Source organism: Streptomyces sp. NPDC008137 (assembly GCF_042957035.1).
In the GTDB taxonomy this organism is placed as follows: Bacteria; Actinomycetota; Actinomycetes; order Streptomycetales; family Streptomycetaceae; genus Streptomyces.
On the sequence record NZ_JBIBHN010000011.1, the window covers coordinates 103,051 to 122,137 of the forward strand.

Annotated in this window: 15 protein-coding genes; 6 read left to right on the top strand and 9 right to left on the bottom strand. The window is 74.1% G+C overall.

What is annotated here, in order from left to right; genetic code table 11:
• Window positions 1-81: 81 nt before the first annotated feature.
• From ACFZBT_RS19930 to ACFZBT_RS19940, 3 genes are read right to left on the bottom strand one after another with little or no spacing between them, the layout of a single operon-like run.
• Window positions 82-1,038, bottom strand: a complete 957-nt coding sequence (locus tag ACFZBT_RS19930) for an ATP-binding cassette domain-containing protein (protein ID WP_391105133.1) — start codon at window positions 1,036-1,038, stop codon at window positions 82-84.
• The gene (locus ACFZBT_RS19935) at window positions 1,035-3,770 is read right to left on the bottom strand and encodes an ABC transporter permease (RefSeq protein WP_391105135.1); all 2,736 of its coding nucleotides are present in this window, start codon (window positions 3,768-3,770) and stop codon (window positions 1,035-1,037) included. The genes ACFZBT_RS19930 and ACFZBT_RS19935 overlap by 4 nt, the downstream gene beginning before the upstream one ends.
• Before the next feature lies 1 nt (window position 3,771).
• Window positions 3,772-7,104, bottom strand: coding sequence for an FtsX-like permease family protein (locus tag ACFZBT_RS19940; RefSeq protein ID WP_391105137.1), 3,333 nt, complete (start codon window positions 7,102-7,104; stop codon window positions 3,772-3,774).
• A 138-nt stretch (window positions 7,105-7,242) separates the two neighbouring features.
• On the opposite strand from ACFZBT_RS19940, the gene ACFZBT_RS19945 reads away from it, so the two are divergent.
• The 3 genes from ACFZBT_RS19945 (at window position 7,243) to ACFZBT_RS19955 (ending at window position 10,701) form a co-directional block, all read left to right on the top strand.
• Window positions 7,243-7,974, top strand: a complete 732-nt coding sequence (locus tag ACFZBT_RS19945; RefSeq protein ID WP_391105139.1) for an ATP-binding cassette domain-containing protein — start codon at window positions 7,243-7,245, stop codon at window positions 7,972-7,974.
• A 12-nt stretch (window positions 7,975-7,986) separates the two neighbouring features.
• Window positions 7,987-8,730 (top strand): VWA domain-containing protein, encoded by a 744-nt coding sequence (locus tag ACFZBT_RS19950; RefSeq protein WP_391105142.1) that lies wholly within the window; start codon window positions 7,987-7,989, stop codon window positions 8,728-8,730.
• Between the two features lie 312 nt (window positions 8,731-9,042).
• Window positions 9,043-10,701, top strand: coding sequence for a cytochrome b N-terminal domain-containing protein (locus ACFZBT_RS19955; protein WP_391105144.1), 1,659 nt, complete (start codon window positions 9,043-9,045; stop codon window positions 10,699-10,701).
• Here ACFZBT_RS19955 and ACFZBT_RS19960 read toward each other — a convergent pair.
• Together ACFZBT_RS19960 and ACFZBT_RS19965 are read right to left on the bottom strand one after the other, a co-directional pair.
• The gene (locus tag ACFZBT_RS19960; protein ID WP_391105146.1) at window positions 10,673-11,770 is read right to left on the bottom strand and encodes an acyl-CoA dehydrogenase family protein; all 1,098 of its coding nucleotides are present in this window, start codon (window positions 11,768-11,770) and stop codon (window positions 10,673-10,675) included. The genes ACFZBT_RS19955 and ACFZBT_RS19960 overlap by 29 nt on opposite strands.
• 119 nt (window positions 11,771-11,889) lie before the next feature.
• On the bottom strand, window positions 11,890-13,029 hold the full coding sequence (locus ACFZBT_RS19965; protein ID WP_391105148.1) for an acyl-CoA dehydrogenase family protein: 1,140 nt from the start codon (window positions 13,027-13,029) through the stop codon (window positions 11,890-11,892).
• A gap of 47 nt (window positions 13,030-13,076) precedes the next feature.
• Here ACFZBT_RS19965 and ACFZBT_RS19970 point away from each other — a divergent pair, with 47 nt between their 5' ends.
• From ACFZBT_RS19970 to ACFZBT_RS19980, 3 genes are read left to right on the top strand one after another with little or no spacing between them, the layout of a single operon-like run.
• On the top strand, window positions 13,077-13,865 hold the full coding sequence (locus tag ACFZBT_RS19970; RefSeq protein ID WP_391105150.1) for an SDR family oxidoreductase: 789 nt from the start codon (window positions 13,077-13,079) through the stop codon (window positions 13,863-13,865).
• A 26-nt stretch (window positions 13,866-13,891) separates the two neighbouring features.
• The gene (locus tag ACFZBT_RS19975) at window positions 13,892-14,512 is read left to right on the top strand and encodes a TetR family transcriptional regulator (RefSeq protein ID WP_391105152.1); all 621 of its coding nucleotides are present in this window, start codon (window positions 13,892-13,894) and stop codon (window positions 14,510-14,512) included.
• A 27-nt stretch (window positions 14,513-14,539) separates the two neighbouring features.
• Complete coding sequence (locus tag ACFZBT_RS19980; RefSeq protein ID WP_391105154.1) at window positions 14,540-15,697, top strand: acetyl-CoA C-acetyltransferase; 1,158 nt, start codon at window positions 14,540-14,542, stop codon at window positions 15,695-15,697.
• Here the strand turns inward: ACFZBT_RS19980 and ACFZBT_RS19985 are convergent.
• Genes ACFZBT_RS19985 through ACFZBT_RS20000 form a run of 4 tightly spaced genes read right to left on the bottom strand, consistent with a single transcriptional unit; the run spans window position 15,681 to window position 19,032 of the window.
• Window positions 15,681-16,733, bottom strand: a complete 1,053-nt coding sequence (locus ACFZBT_RS19985) for a nitronate monooxygenase (RefSeq protein ID WP_391105156.1) — start codon at window positions 16,731-16,733, stop codon at window positions 15,681-15,683. The genes ACFZBT_RS19980 and ACFZBT_RS19985 overlap by 17 nt on opposite strands.
• Window positions 16,730-17,449, bottom strand: coding sequence for a CoA-transferase (locus ACFZBT_RS19990; RefSeq protein ID WP_391105158.1), 720 nt, complete (start codon window positions 17,447-17,449; stop codon window positions 16,730-16,732). Before ACFZBT_RS19990 ends, ACFZBT_RS19985 begins: the two co-directional genes overlap by 4 nt.
• On the bottom strand, window positions 17,446-18,282 hold the full coding sequence (locus ACFZBT_RS19995) for a CoA-transferase (RefSeq protein ID WP_391105160.1): 837 nt from the start codon (window positions 18,280-18,282) through the stop codon (window positions 17,446-17,448). Before ACFZBT_RS19995 ends, ACFZBT_RS19990 begins: the two co-directional genes overlap by 4 nt.
• Window positions 18,283-19,032 (bottom strand): enoyl-CoA hydratase family protein, encoded by a 750-nt coding sequence (locus tag ACFZBT_RS20000; protein ID WP_391105162.1) that lies wholly within the window; start codon window positions 19,030-19,032, stop codon window positions 18,283-18,285.
• Between the last annotated feature and the right edge of the window lie 55 nt (window positions 19,033-19,087).

The window sequence follows — 19,087 nt, forward strand, 5'->3', positions numbered from 1 at the left end:
GGCGTGCGGAACACAGATGGTGCCTGCCCCACAGTCCCCGACCGGACGACCGGGCAGGCGCCGTCGCATGTCCCCGGCCGGTCAGCCGTTCTCGTCCGGCCACACCTGGATGTGGTCCTCCTCCAGCTCCAGCAGCACCCGGTCCGCCATGCCCAGCGCCGTCGTGTACTCGTCCGGCAGCTGAAGGCGGCCCGCGCGGTCGAGCATCGCGTACTCACGGGCCACCACGGACTCCTGGCCCGCCTCGTCGACCTCCGTGCGGCGGAGTACCTCCGTCGAGGTGCGGCCGTCGCGGATCGCGACCGTGCGGCGGACCTCGCCGGCGACCGCCTGGTCGTGCGTGACGATGACGATCGTCGTGCCCAGTTCCTCGTTGGCCCGGCGGAACGCAGCGAAGACCTGCTGCCCCGTCGCCGAGTCCAGTTCGCCGGTCGGCTCGTCGGCGAGCAGTACGGCGGGGGCGTTGGCCAGGCCGACGGCGATGGCGACGCGCTGCTGCTGGCCGCCGGACAGTTGTCCCGGCCGCCGGTCCCGGCAGTCGGCGACACCGAGCATGGCCAGCAGGTCGTCCGCCCGTCCGGCCCGCTTCCCGCGCGACGCGCCCGCCAGTTGCATGGGCAGGGCGACGTTCTGCGCCGCCGTCAGATACGGCAGCAGATTGCGGGCCGTCTGCTGCCAGACGAAGCCGACCACCTCACGCCGGTAGCGCAACCGCGCCTTGGCGTCCAGGGCCAGCAGATCGCGGCCCGCGACCTTCGCGGCGCCCGCGGTCGGGACGTCCAGGCCCGCGAGGATGTTCATCAGCGTCGACTTGCCGCTGCCGGACGCCCCGACCAGGGCCATCAACTCGCCCTCCTGGACGAGGAGATCGAGCCCCTGCAGCGCCTGCACCTCCATGGCGTCCCCGCCCCCGCGCTTGGCGAAGACGCGCACCAGCCGGTCGCAGGCGATCACGGCGTCGTGCCCGTAGGCGGGCCGGTCGCGATGGCGCGCCGCCCGCCGCTCCAGCTCCTCGAGCGACTCCGTCGTACCGCTCATCGCATGTCTCCCGCCCTGAGGTGAGTGATCGGTGTCCGGCGGCCCGCCCACCAGGCCTGTGCCACGGCCACCGCCCCCGCCAGCAGCACCGCTCCGGCGGCGGGCAGGGCCAGCGACCACAGGTCGGCCCGCAGCGCGGCACCCCCCGGCGCCGTGACGCCGGGCGCGTCGGGCAGAGCCAGCCGGTCCAGGTCGATGCCGGGGGCGAGCAGTCCCACCGTGGCCCAGCCGACGGCCATGCCCCCGCCGGCCGCGAGCAGAGCGAGGGGCAGGGCCTCCAGGCCGAGCAGCCGCCGCCCCTGGCGGGCCGTCAGCCCCAGGGTGCGCAGCCGGGCCAGCAGCGCGGCCCGTTCCGGAGCGGACCGCAGCAGGCCGAGCACCAGGGCGAGCAGGGCGTACCCGGCGCCCGCCACGACGGCCCAGACGTAGATCCGCTCGGCGCCCGTCTGCAACGGCGAGTCGGACAGCGCCGCGCGCTCCTCGCCGCGCAGTGTCACGGAGAGGTCCGGACCGGCGCCGCTCACGGCCGCCCGCAGCGCCTTCGCGTCGATCCCGGCCCCGGTCGCCAGCAGGACCGAAGGGGCGCCGAAGCCCTTCAGCGCCGCCGCGTCGACCAGCACGAAATCGCCCTCGGGCAGGGCCGGGGTGCGGGGGCGCACAGCGGTGATCCGTACGGTGACGGCTCCGCCCGGCAGCACGATCCGGTGCGGAGACCGCCCGATCCGCTCGGCGACCTCGGGGGAGGCGACGGCGTCCAGCACCCCGTCCCGGGCCCCCAGCCGGCCGGCCGCGAAGCCGCCGAGGCCCGTCCGGTGGGCCAGCTCCGCGTAGGTGCCCGGCTCGACCCCGAGCACCGGCAGCGACTCCGCCTCGTCGGACGCGCGCTCCGCGGCGTACTCGATTCCCACGGCCGTGACCTGCCGTACGCCCGCCACGTCCCCCACCGCCCGCGCGAGTCCCGCCGGGAGCGGGGTGCCGTCGGTCGTGGAGACCCGTACGTCCGCGCCGGTCTCCAGCAGCGCGGCCCGGTCCCGGGCGTCCGCCACGCCCGCCAGCACGGACCCCCCGAACGCGGCCGTCGTCAGGGCCGTCAGCAGGGCGAGCAGCGGCAGCGCGGCGACCGCGGCCGGTGAGCGGCCGGCGCGGGCCAGCGACAGGAACCCGACCAGGCCGCGCAGCCGCCCGGCAGGGCCGGCGGCCCACCGCAGGGGCAGCGGATACAGCCGTACGAGGACCAGCGCGGCGACCAGGCCGACGAGCACCGGGGCGGCGCTCACCAGCAGATCGCCCGACCCAGCCGTACCGCGGCGGCGCAACGCCGCCACCGAGCCCACGGCCAGCACCAGCAAGGTCAGTTCGGCGACGGTCCGGCGCCCGCCGGGCCTGGCGTGGGCGAGGTCGTCGCGCTCCCGGTGCGCCCTCGGCCTGCGATGTGCCACGGCCGCGCGCACCGGCAGCCCGGCACAGGCGAGCAGGGCCACGGCGCCCGCCCCGAGCACGGCGGGCAGCGTCCGGGCCTCCTCCACGGCGAGCACGGCGAGCAGCAGACCGCAGGCCGCGGCGGGCACCGCCGGCACCGCCGTCTCGGCCAGCAGCCGCCCGGCGATACCGCGCAGGGAACCGCCCCGGGCCCGCAGCAGGGCGAGTTCGGTGTCGCGGCGGGCGGCGGCCACACCGGCGCTCATCACCAGGACGACGACGGCGACCGCGGCGATCCCGAAGGCCGCGACGGCCACCACGGGCGTGATCGCCTCACGGGTCGCCGTGTAGGAGTCGACGACCTGCTCCAGGCCGGTGGAGAGCTGTGCCGTCGGACCGGCGGCCCCGCGCATCCGCACCAGCCCGGGCCCGTTCTCCAGGGAGGCGATCCCTTCGACGAGCGCCGGGACGTCCGCCGAGGTGAGCTCCCCGGTCGCGGGCGCGAACCGCCAGTACTTCTCCGGCTCTCCCGGGCCGCCGAGCAACGCCGGCGCGGCCCCGGGCGGCAGCAGGACGCCGGCCTCCCAGTAGAACTGCGGCGGGCGTGCGCTGTTGCTCGCCAGGGCCGGTGTGCGCAGGACCGGTTCCGCCGACCAGTAACTCCGCTGCGGACGCAGCGGTTCGAGGACGCCCGTGATCCGTACGGTCAGCGGCCCGTCGAGAAAGCCGGCCAGGGTGAGCGTGGATCCGGGCCGCAGCCGCAGCGTGCGCGCGGTCTCGGCGGTCACGGCTCCCTCGACCAGCCTGGTGTCCACGTTCACCGGCGTGCCGGCGGTGGGCAGCCGGCCCTCCCGGACGGTGGCGTGGCCGGCCGCTCCCGACTGCGCGAGCAGGGTGAACCGGGGCGGCAGTCCGTCGGGCCGGGGCAACGACGCGTCCAGCGCCTCCAGGCTCTTCGCCGTGCGCACCCCGTAAGCCGACTCGGCCGGGTCCGCCCGCAGCGGCTCGGGCAGCAGCGCCCGTGCCGAGCCGTCGACCGCCGCGAGCGCCTCCGGCCGCACCGCGTCCGCACGGGCCTCCTCCGGCTCTTCGAAACCGGGCTGCGGCGCCTTCAACTCCAGCACGGTGGACTCGGGAGGGGCGCCGGCGAGGGCCTCGCGCAGCCCGTCCGTCTCGTACGCCTCGACGGCCCGGGGCAGGACGGCGGCGAGGAACGCCGTGACCAGCACCAGCAGACCGAAGGCGACGGCGGACACCGGCGCCGGCCGCAGCCGGGTCCGCACCCAGGGCGCGCCCTGATCCTTCCGCGGCATCTCAGTCCTCCCCCTGATGGCGGAGCGCCACCGCCGGCTCGGCACGGCGCAGCGCCGACGCGACGGTGATCAGCAGCAGCGGGGCGGCCACCCCCGCGAGGAGCAGCACCACCCGGGACAGCGGCAGTTCGACGAGGACAGGCGGGACCGGCCGCCCGCCGTCGGACGTCAGCACGATCAGCGGGACGACGGCCCGGGTCAGGACGGCACCCAGACCCAGCCCGGCGAGCAGACCGGCACCGATGAGCAGGCTCTGCTCCGTGGCGACCAGCCGGGCGAGATCCCGGCGGGGCGCGCCCAGGGCGCGCAGCACGGCGAACTCCGCGGACCGCTCCCGCCGCGCACCGGCGGCACTCACCGCGAAACCCCCGGCGGCGAGGAGGACGGCGGCCACCGCCACGGCCGTCAGCGCCGAGCGCGGCCCGGCGCCGAGCGGGTCCCGCAGCAGCTCGGCCGCGGTCTCGTCCCGCACCAGCACCTGGTTCGGCCCGAGGTCGGGACGTGCCCGCAGCGCGGCGGCGACCTCGGCCGCCTTGCCCGGGGCGGCGCTCACCCACCACTCGGTGGGGGAGAGCGGCGCACTGGCCCGCTCGGCCAGCACGGCGTCGACGGCCCGCAGATCGAGCAGCAGCGCCCCGCCGTCCACCGCCTCTCCTGCCGAGCCGGTGGCGGCGGTCGGCAGCTCCTCGGCCGCCCGGACGATCCGCACCCGCAGCTGTTCCCCGGACAGCGGCACATCGATGGTGTCGCCGGGCTCGGCTCCCGCCGCCCGCAGGAAGTCCCGGGTGGCGACGGCGGCGAGGTTCTCCGGTGCCTTCGCCCCGGCGGTGGCGACGCCGACCGTGTAGATCGACGGGGCGACGAAACTCTCCTCGCTGCCTGCGCCGGTGCCGTACGACACGGTCAGCGGCGCGTCCCCCGATACGGCCGGCTTCGCCGCCTCACGGGTGACGACCTCGCCGTTCTCCGTCACGGTCTCCTCGCCCCGCCAGCGCGTTCCGGCGGGCACCCGGACGGGGCGGGCGGAGCCGTCTCGGCCGGCGGCGAGCAGCCGTTCCACGGTGAAGCGGTGCTTCTCGGAGCGGCCGACGGGAGAGGTGTCGTCGAGCTGAAGTCCGGTCAGCCGCAGCGGTCCGGCCGGGGCGGCGCGGCGGCCCGTCGCCGTCACGTCCAGGTCGAGGGCGATCCGGTGGACCCGGCCGTCCACCGGGACGGTCCCGGCGCCCAGCCGGTAGCCGATGCCGTACCGGTCCTCGACCACCACCGTGAGCTGGGGCGCCCGGCCCGAGGGGGAGCGACCCGTCCGGGCCCCCGCGTCGGCGATCCGCACGTCCAGGGCGAGCCGCCGGGTGCCGTCGGGGAGCCGTACCGCCCGGTGGGTGTCCGGTGCGGGCGGTGCCAGGGCCCGCAGCAGCCTCGCCGGGGGCTCGTCGGCGAGATCGCCGCGCATCAGCCTCCCGTCCCCGGCGTGGGCCGTGTCCAGGGCGAGCACCGTCGCCTCACGGCCGCGGGAGAGGGCCAGGGTGGCGCGGTGCGCGGGGGCGGCGTCCCGGGCCCCGGGCAGCGCGGCGTAGAGGCCGGTCTGCCCGGGGCTGCCCGGCCGGTGGTCGAGGACCCGGACGGCGGCGCCCGTCCTGAAGTCGGCCTGGTCGTCCTGCGACCGGTCCCAGGACGCGCCGTGCCCGATCGCCAGCATCCCGGTCGCCACGGCGATGACCAGCAGCAGCACCGGACCCGCCCCGCGCAGCGGACGCCGGCTGAACTGCCACCCCGCCAGCGCCGCGGGCAGCCCGCGCCCGCTCGCGGACCGCCGCTCCGCGAGCCCCGCCGCGAGCGGCAGCAGACGCAGCGTCAGGACCGTGCCCGCCAGCAGCGCCAGCGCGGGCGCCACGACCAGCAGCGGATCGATGCCCAGCTCCCCGGCCCGGTCCCGGCTCAGCACCCCGCTGGTCGCGTCGGTCCGCCGGCCGAGCTGCCAGTACGCCACGCCCGCGACCAGCAGCAGCGCGACATCGGCGCCGGCGCGCACGGGCGCGGCCGACGTCGCGGCACGGACGCGCCGCAGCCGTACGGGCGTGCCCGCCGTCGTCGCCAGCGCGGGTGCCACGACCGCCACCGCGCACGCCGCCGCCACCCCGCCGGCGACCAGCCAGACCCGGCCCGCCGGGACGGCGTCGAGCCGCAGCCCGATCCGGTCGAGCGAGGACCACCGGGCCAGCAGCCGGGCCAGCGGGCCGGACAGCAGCGCGGCACAGACGGCGGCCGGTACCGCGAGGAGCAGCGCCTCCAGCGCGGCGAGTCCCGCGATCCGGCCGCGTGATCCGCCCCTGGCCCGCAGCAGCTCGGTCTCACCCGCCCGTTCGCCGTCCAGCAGCCGGGCCACCAGCAGCAGCGCGTACCCGGCGAGCAGCACCAGCTGCACGGAGACGATCATCAGTGTGGAGCGGGCCACCAGCAGGGCCCGTCCGGTCCGGTCGAGCACCTCGGGCAGCTCGGTGCGCACGTCCGCCTCGCCCCCGAGCGCGGGGTCCTCGCGCAGCGCCCCGGCCGCGCGCACGGCCGCCGCGCGGAGCGCGCCGATGCCGTCGGTGGTGACGGTCCGGTAGTCGGCCGTCGCCACCCAGCCGGTGCCGTCCGCGGAGACACGTCCGGAGGCGAGCACCGACGCGTCGGCCAGCAGCGGCCCGTACGTGGTGAAGGCGACGGTCCGCACGCCCTGCCCGCCGAGGGTGTCCGCCTGCCAGTAGGGATCGGAGCCGTCGGCCGCCCGGTACACGCCGGTCACCCGTATCCGCAGCGGCTCGCCGCCCAGCCGGTCGGTCAGCGTGACGCGCGCTCCGGGCCGCAGCCTCAGCCGGTCGGCCGCCGCCTCGGGCAGCGCCACGGGCACGGCCGCATCGCGCACCGCCGGCGCGGGGCCCGGCAGGCTGCCCGAGACCACCCTGATCCGCGACCGGTCGAGGGCGGCCAGGTGCGTGAGGTCGGGCTCCCGGGCGCGGGCATCGGCGTCCTGGAGGGAACGGGGCAGCGCGTACGGCCCGGAGCGCTCCAGCGTCCGCACGGTCACCGGCAGCCCGCCGAACGCCTCCCGCGCCCCCTGCTCCACCGCTCGCCGCGCCGCCTCCGCCCGCCCCCGGGGCACGTCCGCCTCGACGACCAGGGAAGCGGAGGCCGCGGCCCGTCCGCCCAGGGCGCCACGCAGCGCCGCGTCCCCGACGGAGCCGGAGAAGGCGGCGAGGGCGGCGAGCACCGAGGTGGTCAGCAGGACGGCGAGCAGGGCGGCCACGAGGAGCAGCCGATGCGCGCGCAGGCGCAGCAGCAGTAAGCCCGTCACTCTTCCCCACCCCGTCGGCCGAGCCGCTCGTCCCCCAACCCGGCATGCATATCACGGAGTTACCAGCCAGGCACATGAGTTCGAACGCGGGTGGTTCCGCTCTTGACCATCCCGACCGGTTCCGTATGGGATGCGGTGATGACCGAGAACACCAGCCCGGGGTCCGGTGCCGCCCTCGCCGACGACGCGTCCGACGAGCCGATGCTGCGGGTGGAGGACCTGCGCCACTCCTACGGCACGGGTGCCGCGACCGTGCACGCGCTGCGTGGGGCCTCCTTCGCCGTCCGGCGGGGGGAACTGGTCGCCCTCAAAGGCCGCTCGGGCTCCGGCAAGACGACCCTGCTCCATATGATCGGCGGCCTCGACTCCCCGCGGAGCGGCCGTGTCGTCGTGGACGGCACCGACCTGTCGGCGCTGAGCGGGAGCGAGCTGCTGGAACTGCGCCGCGACCGGATCGGTTTCGTATTCCAGTCCTTCGGGCTGATCCCCATCCTCACCGCCGCCGAGAACGTGGGCGTGCCGCTGCGGCTGCGCCGGGCCGAGCCGCGCGAACGCGAGGAGCGGGTCGCGCTGCTGCTGGCCCTGGTCGGCCTCGCCGGCCACGAGACCCAGCGGCCCGCCGAACTCTCCGGCGGGCAGCAGCAGCGGGTCGCCATCGCCAGGGCCCTCGCCAACCGCCCGGCCCTGCTGCTCGCCGACGAGCCGACCGGCCAGCTCGACGCCGCGACCGGCCTGTCGGTGATGGAACTGCTGCGGGCCGTGGTCCGCGGCGAGGGAGTCACGGCCCTGGTCGCCACCCACGACCCCCAACTCCTCGGCCTGGCCGACCGGGTGCTGGAACTGAGCGACGGAGTGGTCGCCGAGGAGTGAGAAGGTGGGGCCATGGTCGCGATCAGTCTGAGCAAGGTCCAGGAGACCGCTCCCGCGCTGGTGAACCTCTACAAGAGCGCCGGAGTGTCCCTCACGAAGCACGGCCTCGACGGGCTGCGGGCCGCGGTCTACCTCGTGGTCGACCACTCCGGCTCGATGCGGCCGTACTACAAGGACGGCAGCGTGCAGGCGCTCGCCGACCGGGTGCTGGGACTCTCGGCGCACCTGGACGACGACGGCACCGTGCCGGTCGTGTTCTTCTCCACCGACGTCGACGCCGAGACCACGATCGCCCTGGCCGACCACCAGGGGCGGATCGAACGGATCGTGGCCGGGCTCGGGCACATGGGCAAGACCAGCTACCACCTGGCCATGGACGCCGTCATCGACCACTACCTCGACAGCGGCGCGACGCAGCCCGCCCTCGTGATCTTCCAGACCGACGGCGGCCCCGTCAGCAAGCTCGCCGCCGAGCGGTATCTGTGCAAGGCGGCGAGGCTTCCCCTCTTCTGGCAGTTCATCGGCTTCGGCGATCCGGACAGCAAGCAGTTCGACTTCCTGCGCAGGCTGGACGAGCTGGCCGTGCCGGGCAAGCGGATCGTCGACAACGCCGGGTTCTTCCACGCGGGTGCGGACCCACGCGGGGTTCCGGACGCCGAGCTGTACGACCGGCTGGTGGGCGAGTTCCCGAAGTGGCTGGTGGCCGCGCGGGCTGAGGGCATCGTGCGGGCCCGGGGCATCGTGCCGCCGGTCTGAGGGGTCCTTTCACTATGCCCGTCCGGGTCACGCGGCCTGGCACCGCACCTGGCCGCGTTGCCGAAAAGCCCTAGTAGCTCCTCCCCCACTCTCGGCTCCGCTCGAGCGGGGGCACCCCCATCGAGAGCTTCCCGGCGCCTTGCGATGCACGGCACCAGACCACGCGCCCTGATCGGACGCTCATAGTGAAAGGACCCCTGAGCCCGGCGCGGTCACCCCCTCGTCCCCTTGGCCTATCCCGCCTTACGCCCCATTTGCGCCGTCGCGATGCCGTGCCACGCTGGGAAGGATCCGACGGGGAGGCGACGACGTATGGGCGACGACGGCGCACGACGGGTGTACGGGACGGCCTCCGCTCGCAGGAGACCACCCGCCGGCAAGGGCGAGCAGCTCGCCGACTGGGCGGACGGGCGGCTCGGGCTCTTCGGGCTGGCCAGGGCCAACATGCGCAAGGTCTTCCCCGACCACTGGTCCTTCATGCTGGGCGAGGTCACCCTCTACAGCTTCATCGTGCTCATCCTGACGGGCGTCTACCTCACCCTGTTCTTCGAGCCGAGCATGCAGGAGGTCGTCTACAACGGCTCCTACACGGAGCTCAACGGCGTGCTCATGTCCAGGGCCTTCGAGTCCACGCTGGACATCAGCTTCGACGTGCGCGGCGGGCTGCTGATCCGGCAGATCCACCACTGGGCGGCGCTGGTCTTCATCACCGGCATGCTGGTGCACATGATGCGGGTGTTCTTCACGGGTGCCTTCCGCAAGCCGCGCGAGCTCAACTGGCTCTTCGGCTGGACCCTGCTGATGCTCGGCATCATCACCGGCCTGACCGGCTACTCGCTCCCCGACGACCTGCTCTCCGGCACCGGCATCCGCTTCGCGCAGGGCGCGATCCTGTCGATTCCGATCGTCGGAACGTATCTGTCGTTCTTCCTCTTCGGCGGGGAGTTCCCGGGCGAGGACATCATCTCCAGGCTGTACCCGGTCCACATCCTGCTGCTGCCCGGGATCATGCTGGGCCTGGTCACCGCCCATCTGATCCTGGTCTTCTACCACAAGCACACCCAGTTCCCGGGCCCCGGACGCAAGGAGCGGTCGGTCGTCGGGATGCCCTTCCTGCCGGTCTACATGGCCAAGGCGGGCGGCTTCTTCTTCCTCGTCTTCGGCGTCCTGACGGTGATGGGCGCGCTCGCCCAGATCAACCCCGTGTGGGCCTTCGGCCCTTACAGACCCGACCTGGTCACCACGGGCGCCCAGCCCGACTGGTACCTCGGGTTCTCCGAGGGCCTGATCCGGGTGATGCCGGGATGGGAGATCAACCTCTGGGGGCACACGCTCGTCCTCGGAGTGTTCATCCCCTTCTCGCTCTTCCCGCTGATCCTGCTCGCCCTCGGCCTCTATCCCTTCATCGAGGCGTGGATCACCGGCGACAAGCGCGAGCACCACATCCTGGACCGGCCGCGCAACGCGCCCGTGCGCACCGGCCTGGGCGTGGCCTGGCTGACCCTGTACGCGGTGCTGCTGATCGGCGGCGGCAACGACATCGTGGCCACGCATCTGCATCTGTCCATCAACGTGATCACCTGGTTCGTGCGGATCGGCGTGTTCGTGCTGCCGGTCGTCGCCTTCATCGTCACGAAGAAGATCTGCATGGGCCTCCAGCGCCGCGACCGCGACAAGGTGCTGCACGGCAGGGAGACGGGCACGATCAAGCGGCTGACGAACGGCGAGTACATCGAGCTGCACGAGCCCCTCGCGCAGAGCGAGCTGTTCACCCTCACCCAGCACGAGCAGCGCCCGCCGTACGAGATCGGGGCCGAGACCGACGCGGGCGGGGTCCGCCGCAAGGTCAGACGGTCCGAGCGGCTGCGGGCCCGGCTCGCCAAGGCCATGTTCGGGCCCGACGCGCGGATCGAGAAGCCGACGGCGGAGGAGTACCGGGAGATCACCAGCGGCGATCACCAGCCGCACTGACGACCAGGGCCCGGCACTCCCCGGGGTCGCCCCAAGCGGTGCGCAGGGCCCGGGCCTTGGTCAGCCACAGCGACAGGTCGCACTCCGCCGTGTAGCCGATCGCGCCGTGCAGCTGCAGCGCGGTACGCGCGGTGCCGTACGCCGCCTCGCAGGCGGCGGCCTTGGCGGCGGCGACATCGGTCGGCTCCATGGTCAGCGCGGCGCCGAAGACCAGCGGCCGGGCGAACTCCAGGGCGATCTTCGCGTCGGCCAGCCGGTGCCCGACCGCCTGGAACGAGCCGACGGGCACCCCGAACTGGCTGCGCTGCTTGACGTACGCGACGGTTCTGTCGAGCAGCGCGAGGCCCACGCCGAGGGCCTGGGCGGCGGTGGCGAGCCGGGCCCAGGCGAGGGCGGCCCGGTCCGTGGTGGTGTCGAGGACTTCGCCGCCGGGGGCGAGGGGGGTGAGGCGGCGGGCCGGGTCGAGGGAGGGGCGGACGGGGCCGTGGCCGGGGGAGAGGCGGATGCCTTCGGGCGTCCAGGCGAGCCGGAGGGCGGCCGCGTCGCCGTCCAGGGCGTACGGGCCCTGCGGCGGCTGTGGCCGGGGCGTCCGGTGAGGTTCACGCATCGCGCGCGGCCCATGCCCGCGCTGCGGCCGGGGGCCGTGAGCCCCATGCGGTCCGGGCTCGCGGGGCCGCCCCCGCGGCGCGCCCGGACCGGGCGGGGCCACCGTCGCCATCGTCCCGCCGGACGCCAGTGCCGGCAGCAGCCGCTCGGCGAAGCCCGGGTCGGCACCGGTGAGAAGTACCGCCGCCGTGATCGTCTCGACCAGCGGTCCCGGTACCGCGTGGCGGCCCAGCTCCACGAACGCGACGACCAGTTCGACCGGGCGCGGGCCCAGCCCCTCGTACGCCTCCGGGACCGCCAGCGCGAACACCCCCGTCTCCGCGACCCGCGACCACAGCGCCCGCCCGCTCGCATGGTCGCCCCGGCTCCAGGCCCGTACGACCGCGGGTGTGTCGGCGTGAGTGAGCAGGGCGTCCAGCGACGCGGCGAAGGCGCGTTGCCCGGGATCGAGGAGGAAGCGCACAGGTGACCCTTCTGTGTCAGCCGGGTCGGTCGGGTCGGCAGGGTCGGTCGGGTCGGTCGGCCGCTCCGGCAGGGCTCGCGGCCCCTTTGGTGGCCTCGGCGTCGGCGGAGCCCCCGGCATCAGCGGCGCCCCTTCGGCAGGCCGAGCAGGCGCTCGGCGATGATGTCGCGCTGGATCTCGTTCGTGCCCGCGTAGATCGGCCCCGCGAGCGCGAAGACGTACCGCTCCGCCCAGTCGGTGTCCGCAAGCTCGCCCTCCGGGCCGAGGAGATCGAGGGCCGTCTCGTGCAGCCCGATGTCCAGCTCGGACCAGAAGACCTTGTTGAGACTCGACTCCGGGCCGACCGCCTGGCCCGCCAGGAAACGGGAGGCCGCCGCGTACGTGAAGAGCTGGTAGGCCCGCGCGCCGATCAGGGCGTCGGCCACCCGGTCCCGAGCGGACACCGGAGCACCCCGCTCCCGCCACAGCCCCTCCAGCCGCCGCGCGGCGGCGAGGAAGCGGCCGGGGGAGCGGAGCATCAGCCCGCGTTCGTTGCCCGCCGTCGACATGGCGATCCGCCAGCCCTGGCCGGGGGCGCCGATCACGTCCTCGTCGGGCACGAAGACCTCGTCCAGGAACAGCTCCGCGAAGGCCGGCTTGCCGTCGAGACGGGCGATCGGGCGGACCGTGACGCCGGGGGCGCGCAGGCCGAACATGAGATACGTCAGGCCCTGGTGGGGTTTCGGGGCCTCCGGGTCGCTGCGGAACAGGCCGAACGCGCGGTCGGCGAACGCGGCACGCGAGGACCAGGTCTTCTGGCCGCTCAGCAGCCAGCCGCCGTCCGTGCGCACGGCCTTCGCCCGCAGCGACGCCAGGTCCGAACCGGCCTCGGGCTCCGACCAGGCCTGCGCCCAGATCACCTCGCCGGAGGCCATCGCGGGCAGCACCCGGGCCCGCTGCTCCTCCGTGCCGTGGTCGAGGAGGGTCGGGGCGAGCAGATGGATGCCGTTCTGGCTGACGCGCCCCGGGGCGTCCGCCGCGTAGTACTCCTCCTCGAAGAGCAGCCACCGCAGCAGCCCGGAGTCCCGCCCGCCGTACGCCGACGGCCAGTTGACCACCGACCAGCGGTCCGCCGCCAGCTCCGCCTCCCAGGCGCGGTGCGCGGCGAAACCCTCCGCCGTCTCCAGCGAGGGCAGCGGCTCGCGCGGCACGTGCGCGTGCAGCCACTCCCGCACCTCGGTGCGGAACTCCTCGTCCGCCGGGGACAACGCGAGGTCCATGACCGCCCTCCTTCCCTAACAAGTGTTTGGTAGGTTAGCGTGAGCCCATGACAGACGTCGAGAGCCCGACGTACGTGCCCGGTCACGGCCTGCTGACAGGCCGGACCGCCGTCGTCACCGCGGCGGCCGGCGCGGGGATCGGCGGGGCCACCGCACGGCGCCTCCTGGAGGAGGGCGCACGCGTGCTGATCAGCGACGCGCACGTGCGGCGGCTCAAGGAGCACGAGGCGGAGCTGGCCGCCGAGTTCGGCACGGCGTCGGTCGCCGCCGTGCCCTGCGACGTCACCGACGAGACACAGGTGCGCACGCTCTTCGAGACGGCCGTACGGGAGCACGGACGCCTCGACGTGGTGGTCAACAACGCCGGTCTCGGCGGCACCGCGCAGCTCGTCGACATGACCGACGACCAGTGGTCCCGCGTCCTGGACGTCACACTGAACGGCACCTTCCGGTGCGTACGGGCCGCCCTGCGCCACATGAAGGAGGCCCGCGGCGGCGTGATCGTCAACAACGCCTCCGTCGTCGGCTGGCGCGCCCAGGCCGGACAGGCCCACTACGCCGCCGCCAAGGCCGGCGTGATGGCACTGACCCGCTGCGCGGCCGTCGAGGCGGCCGGCTACGGGGTCCGGGTCAACGCCGTGGCACCCAGCCTCGCCCTGCATCCGCACCTGGTGAAGGTCACCACACCCGAACTCCTCGCCGAGCTGACCGAACGCGAGGCCTACGGGCGGTACGCCGAGCCCTGGGAGGTGGCCAACGTGATCGTGTTCCTGGCCTCCGGCTACTCCTCGTACATGACGGGAGAAGTGGTGTCCGTCAGCAGCCGGCATGCCTAGCAGGGGTCTGGGACGACAATGGACCCGTGCCTCCTACGAAGAAGAAGCCCCAGGTGACCGCAGCCCCGGCCCGTCGCAGCGAACTCCTCGGCACCGCCGCCGAGGTCTTCGCCGAACAGGGCTACAACGCCACCACCGTCCGCAAGATCGCGGACCACGCGGGCATGCTCGCGGGCAGCCTCTACTACCACTTCGACTCCAAGGAGTCGATGCTGGAGGAGATCCTGCGCACCTTCCTCGACGAGCTCTGGGACGGCTACGACGCCGTCCTGGACGCCGGGCTCGGCCCCCGCGAGACGCTTCAGGCCCTGGTCACCGAGTCGTTCCGGGAGATCGACCGGCACCGCCCGGCCGTCGCGATCTACCAGAAGGAGAGCAAGCAGCTCGTGGCGCAGGAGCGGTTCGCGTTCCTCGCCGAGTCACAGCGCAGGTTCGAGAAGGCGTGGCTGTCCACCCTGGAGCGCGGCGTCGCCGAGCGGGCCTTCCGCGCCGACCTCGACGTGAGGCTCACCTACCGGTTCGTGCGCGACACGGTGTGGGTCGCCGCGTCCTGGTACCGCCCGGGCGGACAGCACAGCCCGGAGGAGATCGCCCGGCAGTACCTGTCGATGGTGCTGGACGGGATCGCCGTACGCGAACAGCCCTGAGGGGTCCTTGACTGCGAGGGAGTTGTCATGGCCGAGGCCTACATCGTCGAAGCGGTGCGGACGCCCGTCGGGCGGCGCGGGGGAGGGCTGAGCGCGGTCCATCCGGCCGACCTCGGCGCGCACGCCCTGGGCGAGCTGATGCGCCGCTCGGGCGTCGACCCGGCCGCCGTGGAGGACGTCGTGCTCGGCTGTCTGGACGCCGTGGGCCCGCAGGCCGGGGACATCGCCCGGACCTGCTGGCTGGCGGCCGGACTGCCCGAGGAGGTGCCGGGCGTGACCGTCGACCGGCAGTGCGGCTCCTCGCAGCAGGCCGTGCACTTCGCGGCACAGGCCGTGCTGTCCGGCACCCAGGACCTGGTGGTCGCCGGCGGAGTGCAGAACATGTCGATGATCCCCATCGCCTTCGCCACCCGGCAGGCCGCCGAACCCCTGGGGCTGACGCAGGGGCCGTTCGCCGGCAGCCTCGGCTGGCGGGCGCGGTACGGGGACAAGCCCGTGAACCAGTTCGTGGGCGCCGAGATGATCGCCGCGAAGTGGGGGATCAGCCGCCGCGACCAGGAGGAGTTCGCCCTGCGCTCCCACCAGCGGGCGGTCCGGGCGATCGACGAGGGCCGCTTCGACCGCGAGACCGTGCCATATGAGCAGATGACGACCGACGAGGGCCCCCGCCGGGACACCTCCCTGGAGAAGATGGCCGGACTCAAACCCGTCCTCGACGGCGGCACGATCACCGCCGCCTGCTCCTCGCAGGTCTCCGACGGGGCGGCGGCGATGCTGCTGGCCTCCGAGCAGGCCGTGCGCGACCACGGGCTCACCCCACGCGCGCGCGTGCACCATCTCTCGGTGCGCGGCGAGGACCCGATCCGCATGCTCACCGCCCCGATCCCGGCCACCGCCCACGCCCTGAAGAAGACCGGCATGACCATCGACGACATCGACCTCGTCGAGATCAACGAGGCCTTCGCCCCGGTCGTCCTGGCCTGGCAGAAGGAGACCGGCGCCGACCCGGACAGGGTCAACGTCAACGGCGGGGCCATCGCCCTGGGCCATCCGCTCGGCGCGACCGGCGTGAAGCTGATGACCACCCTGCTGCACGAACTGGAGCGCACCTGCGGCCGGTTCGGCCTGCAGACCATGTGCGAGGGCGGCGGACAGGCCAATGTGACGATCATCGAGCGGCTCTGAGCCGCGTCAGCGTCTCGTCCGCCTCCTCCATGATCCGCTCCACCAGCTCCGCGCACGACGGCAGGTCGTCGACCACCCCGGCGACCTGCCCGGACGCCATCACTCCCAGGTCCGTACGGCCGTCGACCATCGCGGCCCTCAGCAGCATCGGCGTGTTCGCGGCGAGCAGCACCTGACTCCACGACAGGTCCTTGCCGTGCCTCAGGGCGAGGCCGTCCCTCAGCATCCCGCGCCAGGTCGTGCCCGACAGCCGACGGAATCCGGACGCGTGGCGCAGCGCCCGCAGCAACGCGCGTGTCCGCCCCGCCCGCTCCAGGGCACCGACGAACTCCGTCCGCAGCATGCGGTGCGGCAGCCCGTCGACGGCTCTCGTCACCGTCACATCCCGCACCGTCGCGGCCAGATACCGCGCCTTCACCGCGTCCGGCACGGTCGAGTCCGAGGTGAGCAGGAACCGTGTGCCCATGGCGATGCCCGCCGCCCCGTAGGCCAGGGCCGCGACCAGCCCGCGTCCGTCGAAGAACCCGCCCGCCGCCACGACCGGTATGTCCACGGCGTCCACCACCTGCGGCAGCAGCACCGTCGTCGCCACCTCACCGGTGTGCCCGCCGCCCTCCGCGCCCTGCACGAGCACCGCGTCCGCGCCCCACGCCGCGACCTTCTCGGCGTGCCGCCGCGCCCCCACGGTCGGCATGACGACCACGCCGGCCTCCTTGAGCTCGCCGATCAGCTCCCGGGACGGGGCCAGGGCGAAGGAGGCGACCCGTACGCCCTCCTCGACCAGGATCCGGACACGGTCCCCGGCGTCCGCCGCGTCGGCGCGCAGATTCACCCCGAACGGCGCCTCGGTGCGGGCCCGGACCTCCCGTACGGCCGCGCGCAGCTGGTCGGGCGTCATCGTCGCGGAGGCCAGGATGCCGAGGGCACCGGCGTTCGCCGTGGCGCTGACCAGACGCGGGCCCGCCACCCAGCCCATCCCGGTCTGCACGACGGGGTGACGGACACCGGTCAGCCGGGTCAGCGCCGTCTCCCTCACGAGGCGACCTCCCGGGCACGGGTCCCGGCCGGGTCGACGACCTCACGGATCAGCCGCAGTTCCTCGGCGCTCGGCGCACGGGTCGTGGCCACCTCGTCCGGGACGGCCAGCTCGAAGCCCGTCGCCTCCCTGACCTCGGCCACCGTGACCCCCGGGTGCAGCGAGGCCAGCCGCATCGAGCGGTCGAGGGTGGCGAAGTCGAAGACGCCCAGGTCGGAGACGACCCGCGGGATGCGGTGGTGCCGCGCCCCGGCCGCACGGTCGTAGCCCACCCCGCAGACCATGTCGACCCGCTCGACGAAGACCCGCCGGGAGTGCCTCGGGATCCAGTAACTCGTCGGGTTGTTGAGCGTGTTGACCGGCGCGCCGCGCACCCCGAGCAACTGCCGCCTCGGCCGCTCCCATTCCCCGATGCAGGAGATGTTCTGGTTGCCGAACCGGTCGATCTGGCTCGCGCCCATCATCACGTGCCGCCGCCCGCCGGTGACCCAGGCCAGATGCTGCCGGTACGGCAGCCAGCCCTCCGCTGTCCCGTCCGGGCGGACCAGCGCCGCCTCGCCGTCGGTCAGCAGCAGGTCGGGCGCGAAGGTGAGCCGGGCGAGCCGGGCGCCGACGGAGGGGATCAGCCCCATGGGACTGGCGAGCACCTCGCCGTCTCCCCGCCAGGCCTCGGCACAGGCGATCACGCAGTACTCGGCGCGGGTGGGTCCGGTCATGTCCCCTCCCGTACGGCCGACTGGTACGCCTGCTCGTCCGCGGCGAGGAACCGGGCCGCGAACTCCGGCCAGGGAGTGGTCGCGTAGGTCTTCTGGAAGGCCTCGTCCCGGCCGTAGTCGGGCGCGCAGGACGTGAAGTGAGCCCCGTTCGGAGCTTCGACGACACCGGTGACCGTGTGACGCTTGATCAGCAGGGTCTGAGGCGGGCCCGCCTTCGTCAGCTCGGCCGTGTCGACGATCCGTTCGCAGCTGACGTACGCCGTGTCCGCCGCCTCGCAGAACAGGTCGTCGAAGTAGGGGTCGGGGCCCAGGTACTGGCCGTTGCCCGACCGGTCCGCGCGGTTGACGTGCACCAGGGCCGCGTCGAGCCGCAGGGCGGGCATCGCGACGAACGTCTCCCCGTCCTCGTAGGGCGAAGTGACCGTCCGCAGGTCCGGGTTGACCCGCATCACGTCCGAACCGAGCCCGGCGCGCACCGGCAGGAACGGCAGCCGGTTCGCCGCCGCGCGCAGCCCCCACATGAACATCGCCTCGTCGACCTCCGTCAGTTCGAAGGCCCCCCGCTCGCGGGCCGCGCGGTAGTGCGGCTCCAGGGGGATCGAGTCGAGGGTGACGAAGGCCGCGACCAGCTTCCGGACGCGCCCGGCGGCGGCCAGCACGCCCACGTCCGGGCCGCCGTACGAGACGACGGTGAGATCGGTGATCTCCGACCTCAGCAGCGCTCTGACCAGGGCCATCGGCTTGCGGCGCGAGCCCCAGCCGCCGATGCCGAGGGTCATGCCGCTGTGCAGACGGGAGACGACCTCGTCGGCGGTCATCGTCTTGTCGCTCACCTACCCACCCTCCTTCTCCTTCCCGAAGCCGGCCCGCACCCGGTCGGCCACGCCGCTGAGGTTCGCCTCGAAGGTGAAACCCTGCTCGAAGCGGTAGCTGCGGCGCACGTCGACCGGATCGATGCCGTTGATGGCCGCCTTGGCCAGGCGCAGCAGCTGCCCGTCCTTCGCGGCGATCTCGCGCGCCAGCTCCAGTGCGGCGGCCGTCAGTTCCTCGCGCGGTACGACCCGCCACACCGAGCCGTGCGCGTGCAGCTCGGCCGCGCCCACCGTGCGCGAGGTGTAGTACAGGGCACGCATCAGGTGCTGCGGGACCAGCCGGGCCAGATGCGTGGCCGCGCCCAGGGCGCCCCGGTCCAGCTCGGGCAGCCCGAACACCGCGTCCTCGCTCGCCACGATCGCGTCCGCGTTCCCCACGAGGCCGATGCCGCCGCCCAGGCAGAAGCCCCGTACCGCCGCCACGACCGGCACCGCGCAGTCGTACACGGCCGCGAAGGCCTCGGCGCAGGCGCGGTTGGCGCCGATCAACGCGCTGTTCCCGTCCCGCTGTATCTCCTTGATGTCCACACCCGCGTTGAACCCGCGCCCCTCGGCCGTCAGCACCACGCACCGCACCTCCGGGTCGCGTCCGGCCGCCCGCACGGCCTCGGCCAGCGCGAACCAGCCGGCCACCGGCAGCGCGTTCACCGGAGGGAAGCCGACCGTGACAACGGCTATGCCTTTTTCCACGCACGAGGTGGAGACACCCATGGCCGCATCAGCTACCTTTCCACCAAACGTTTGTTAGGTGGAAAGGTAGCAGCGC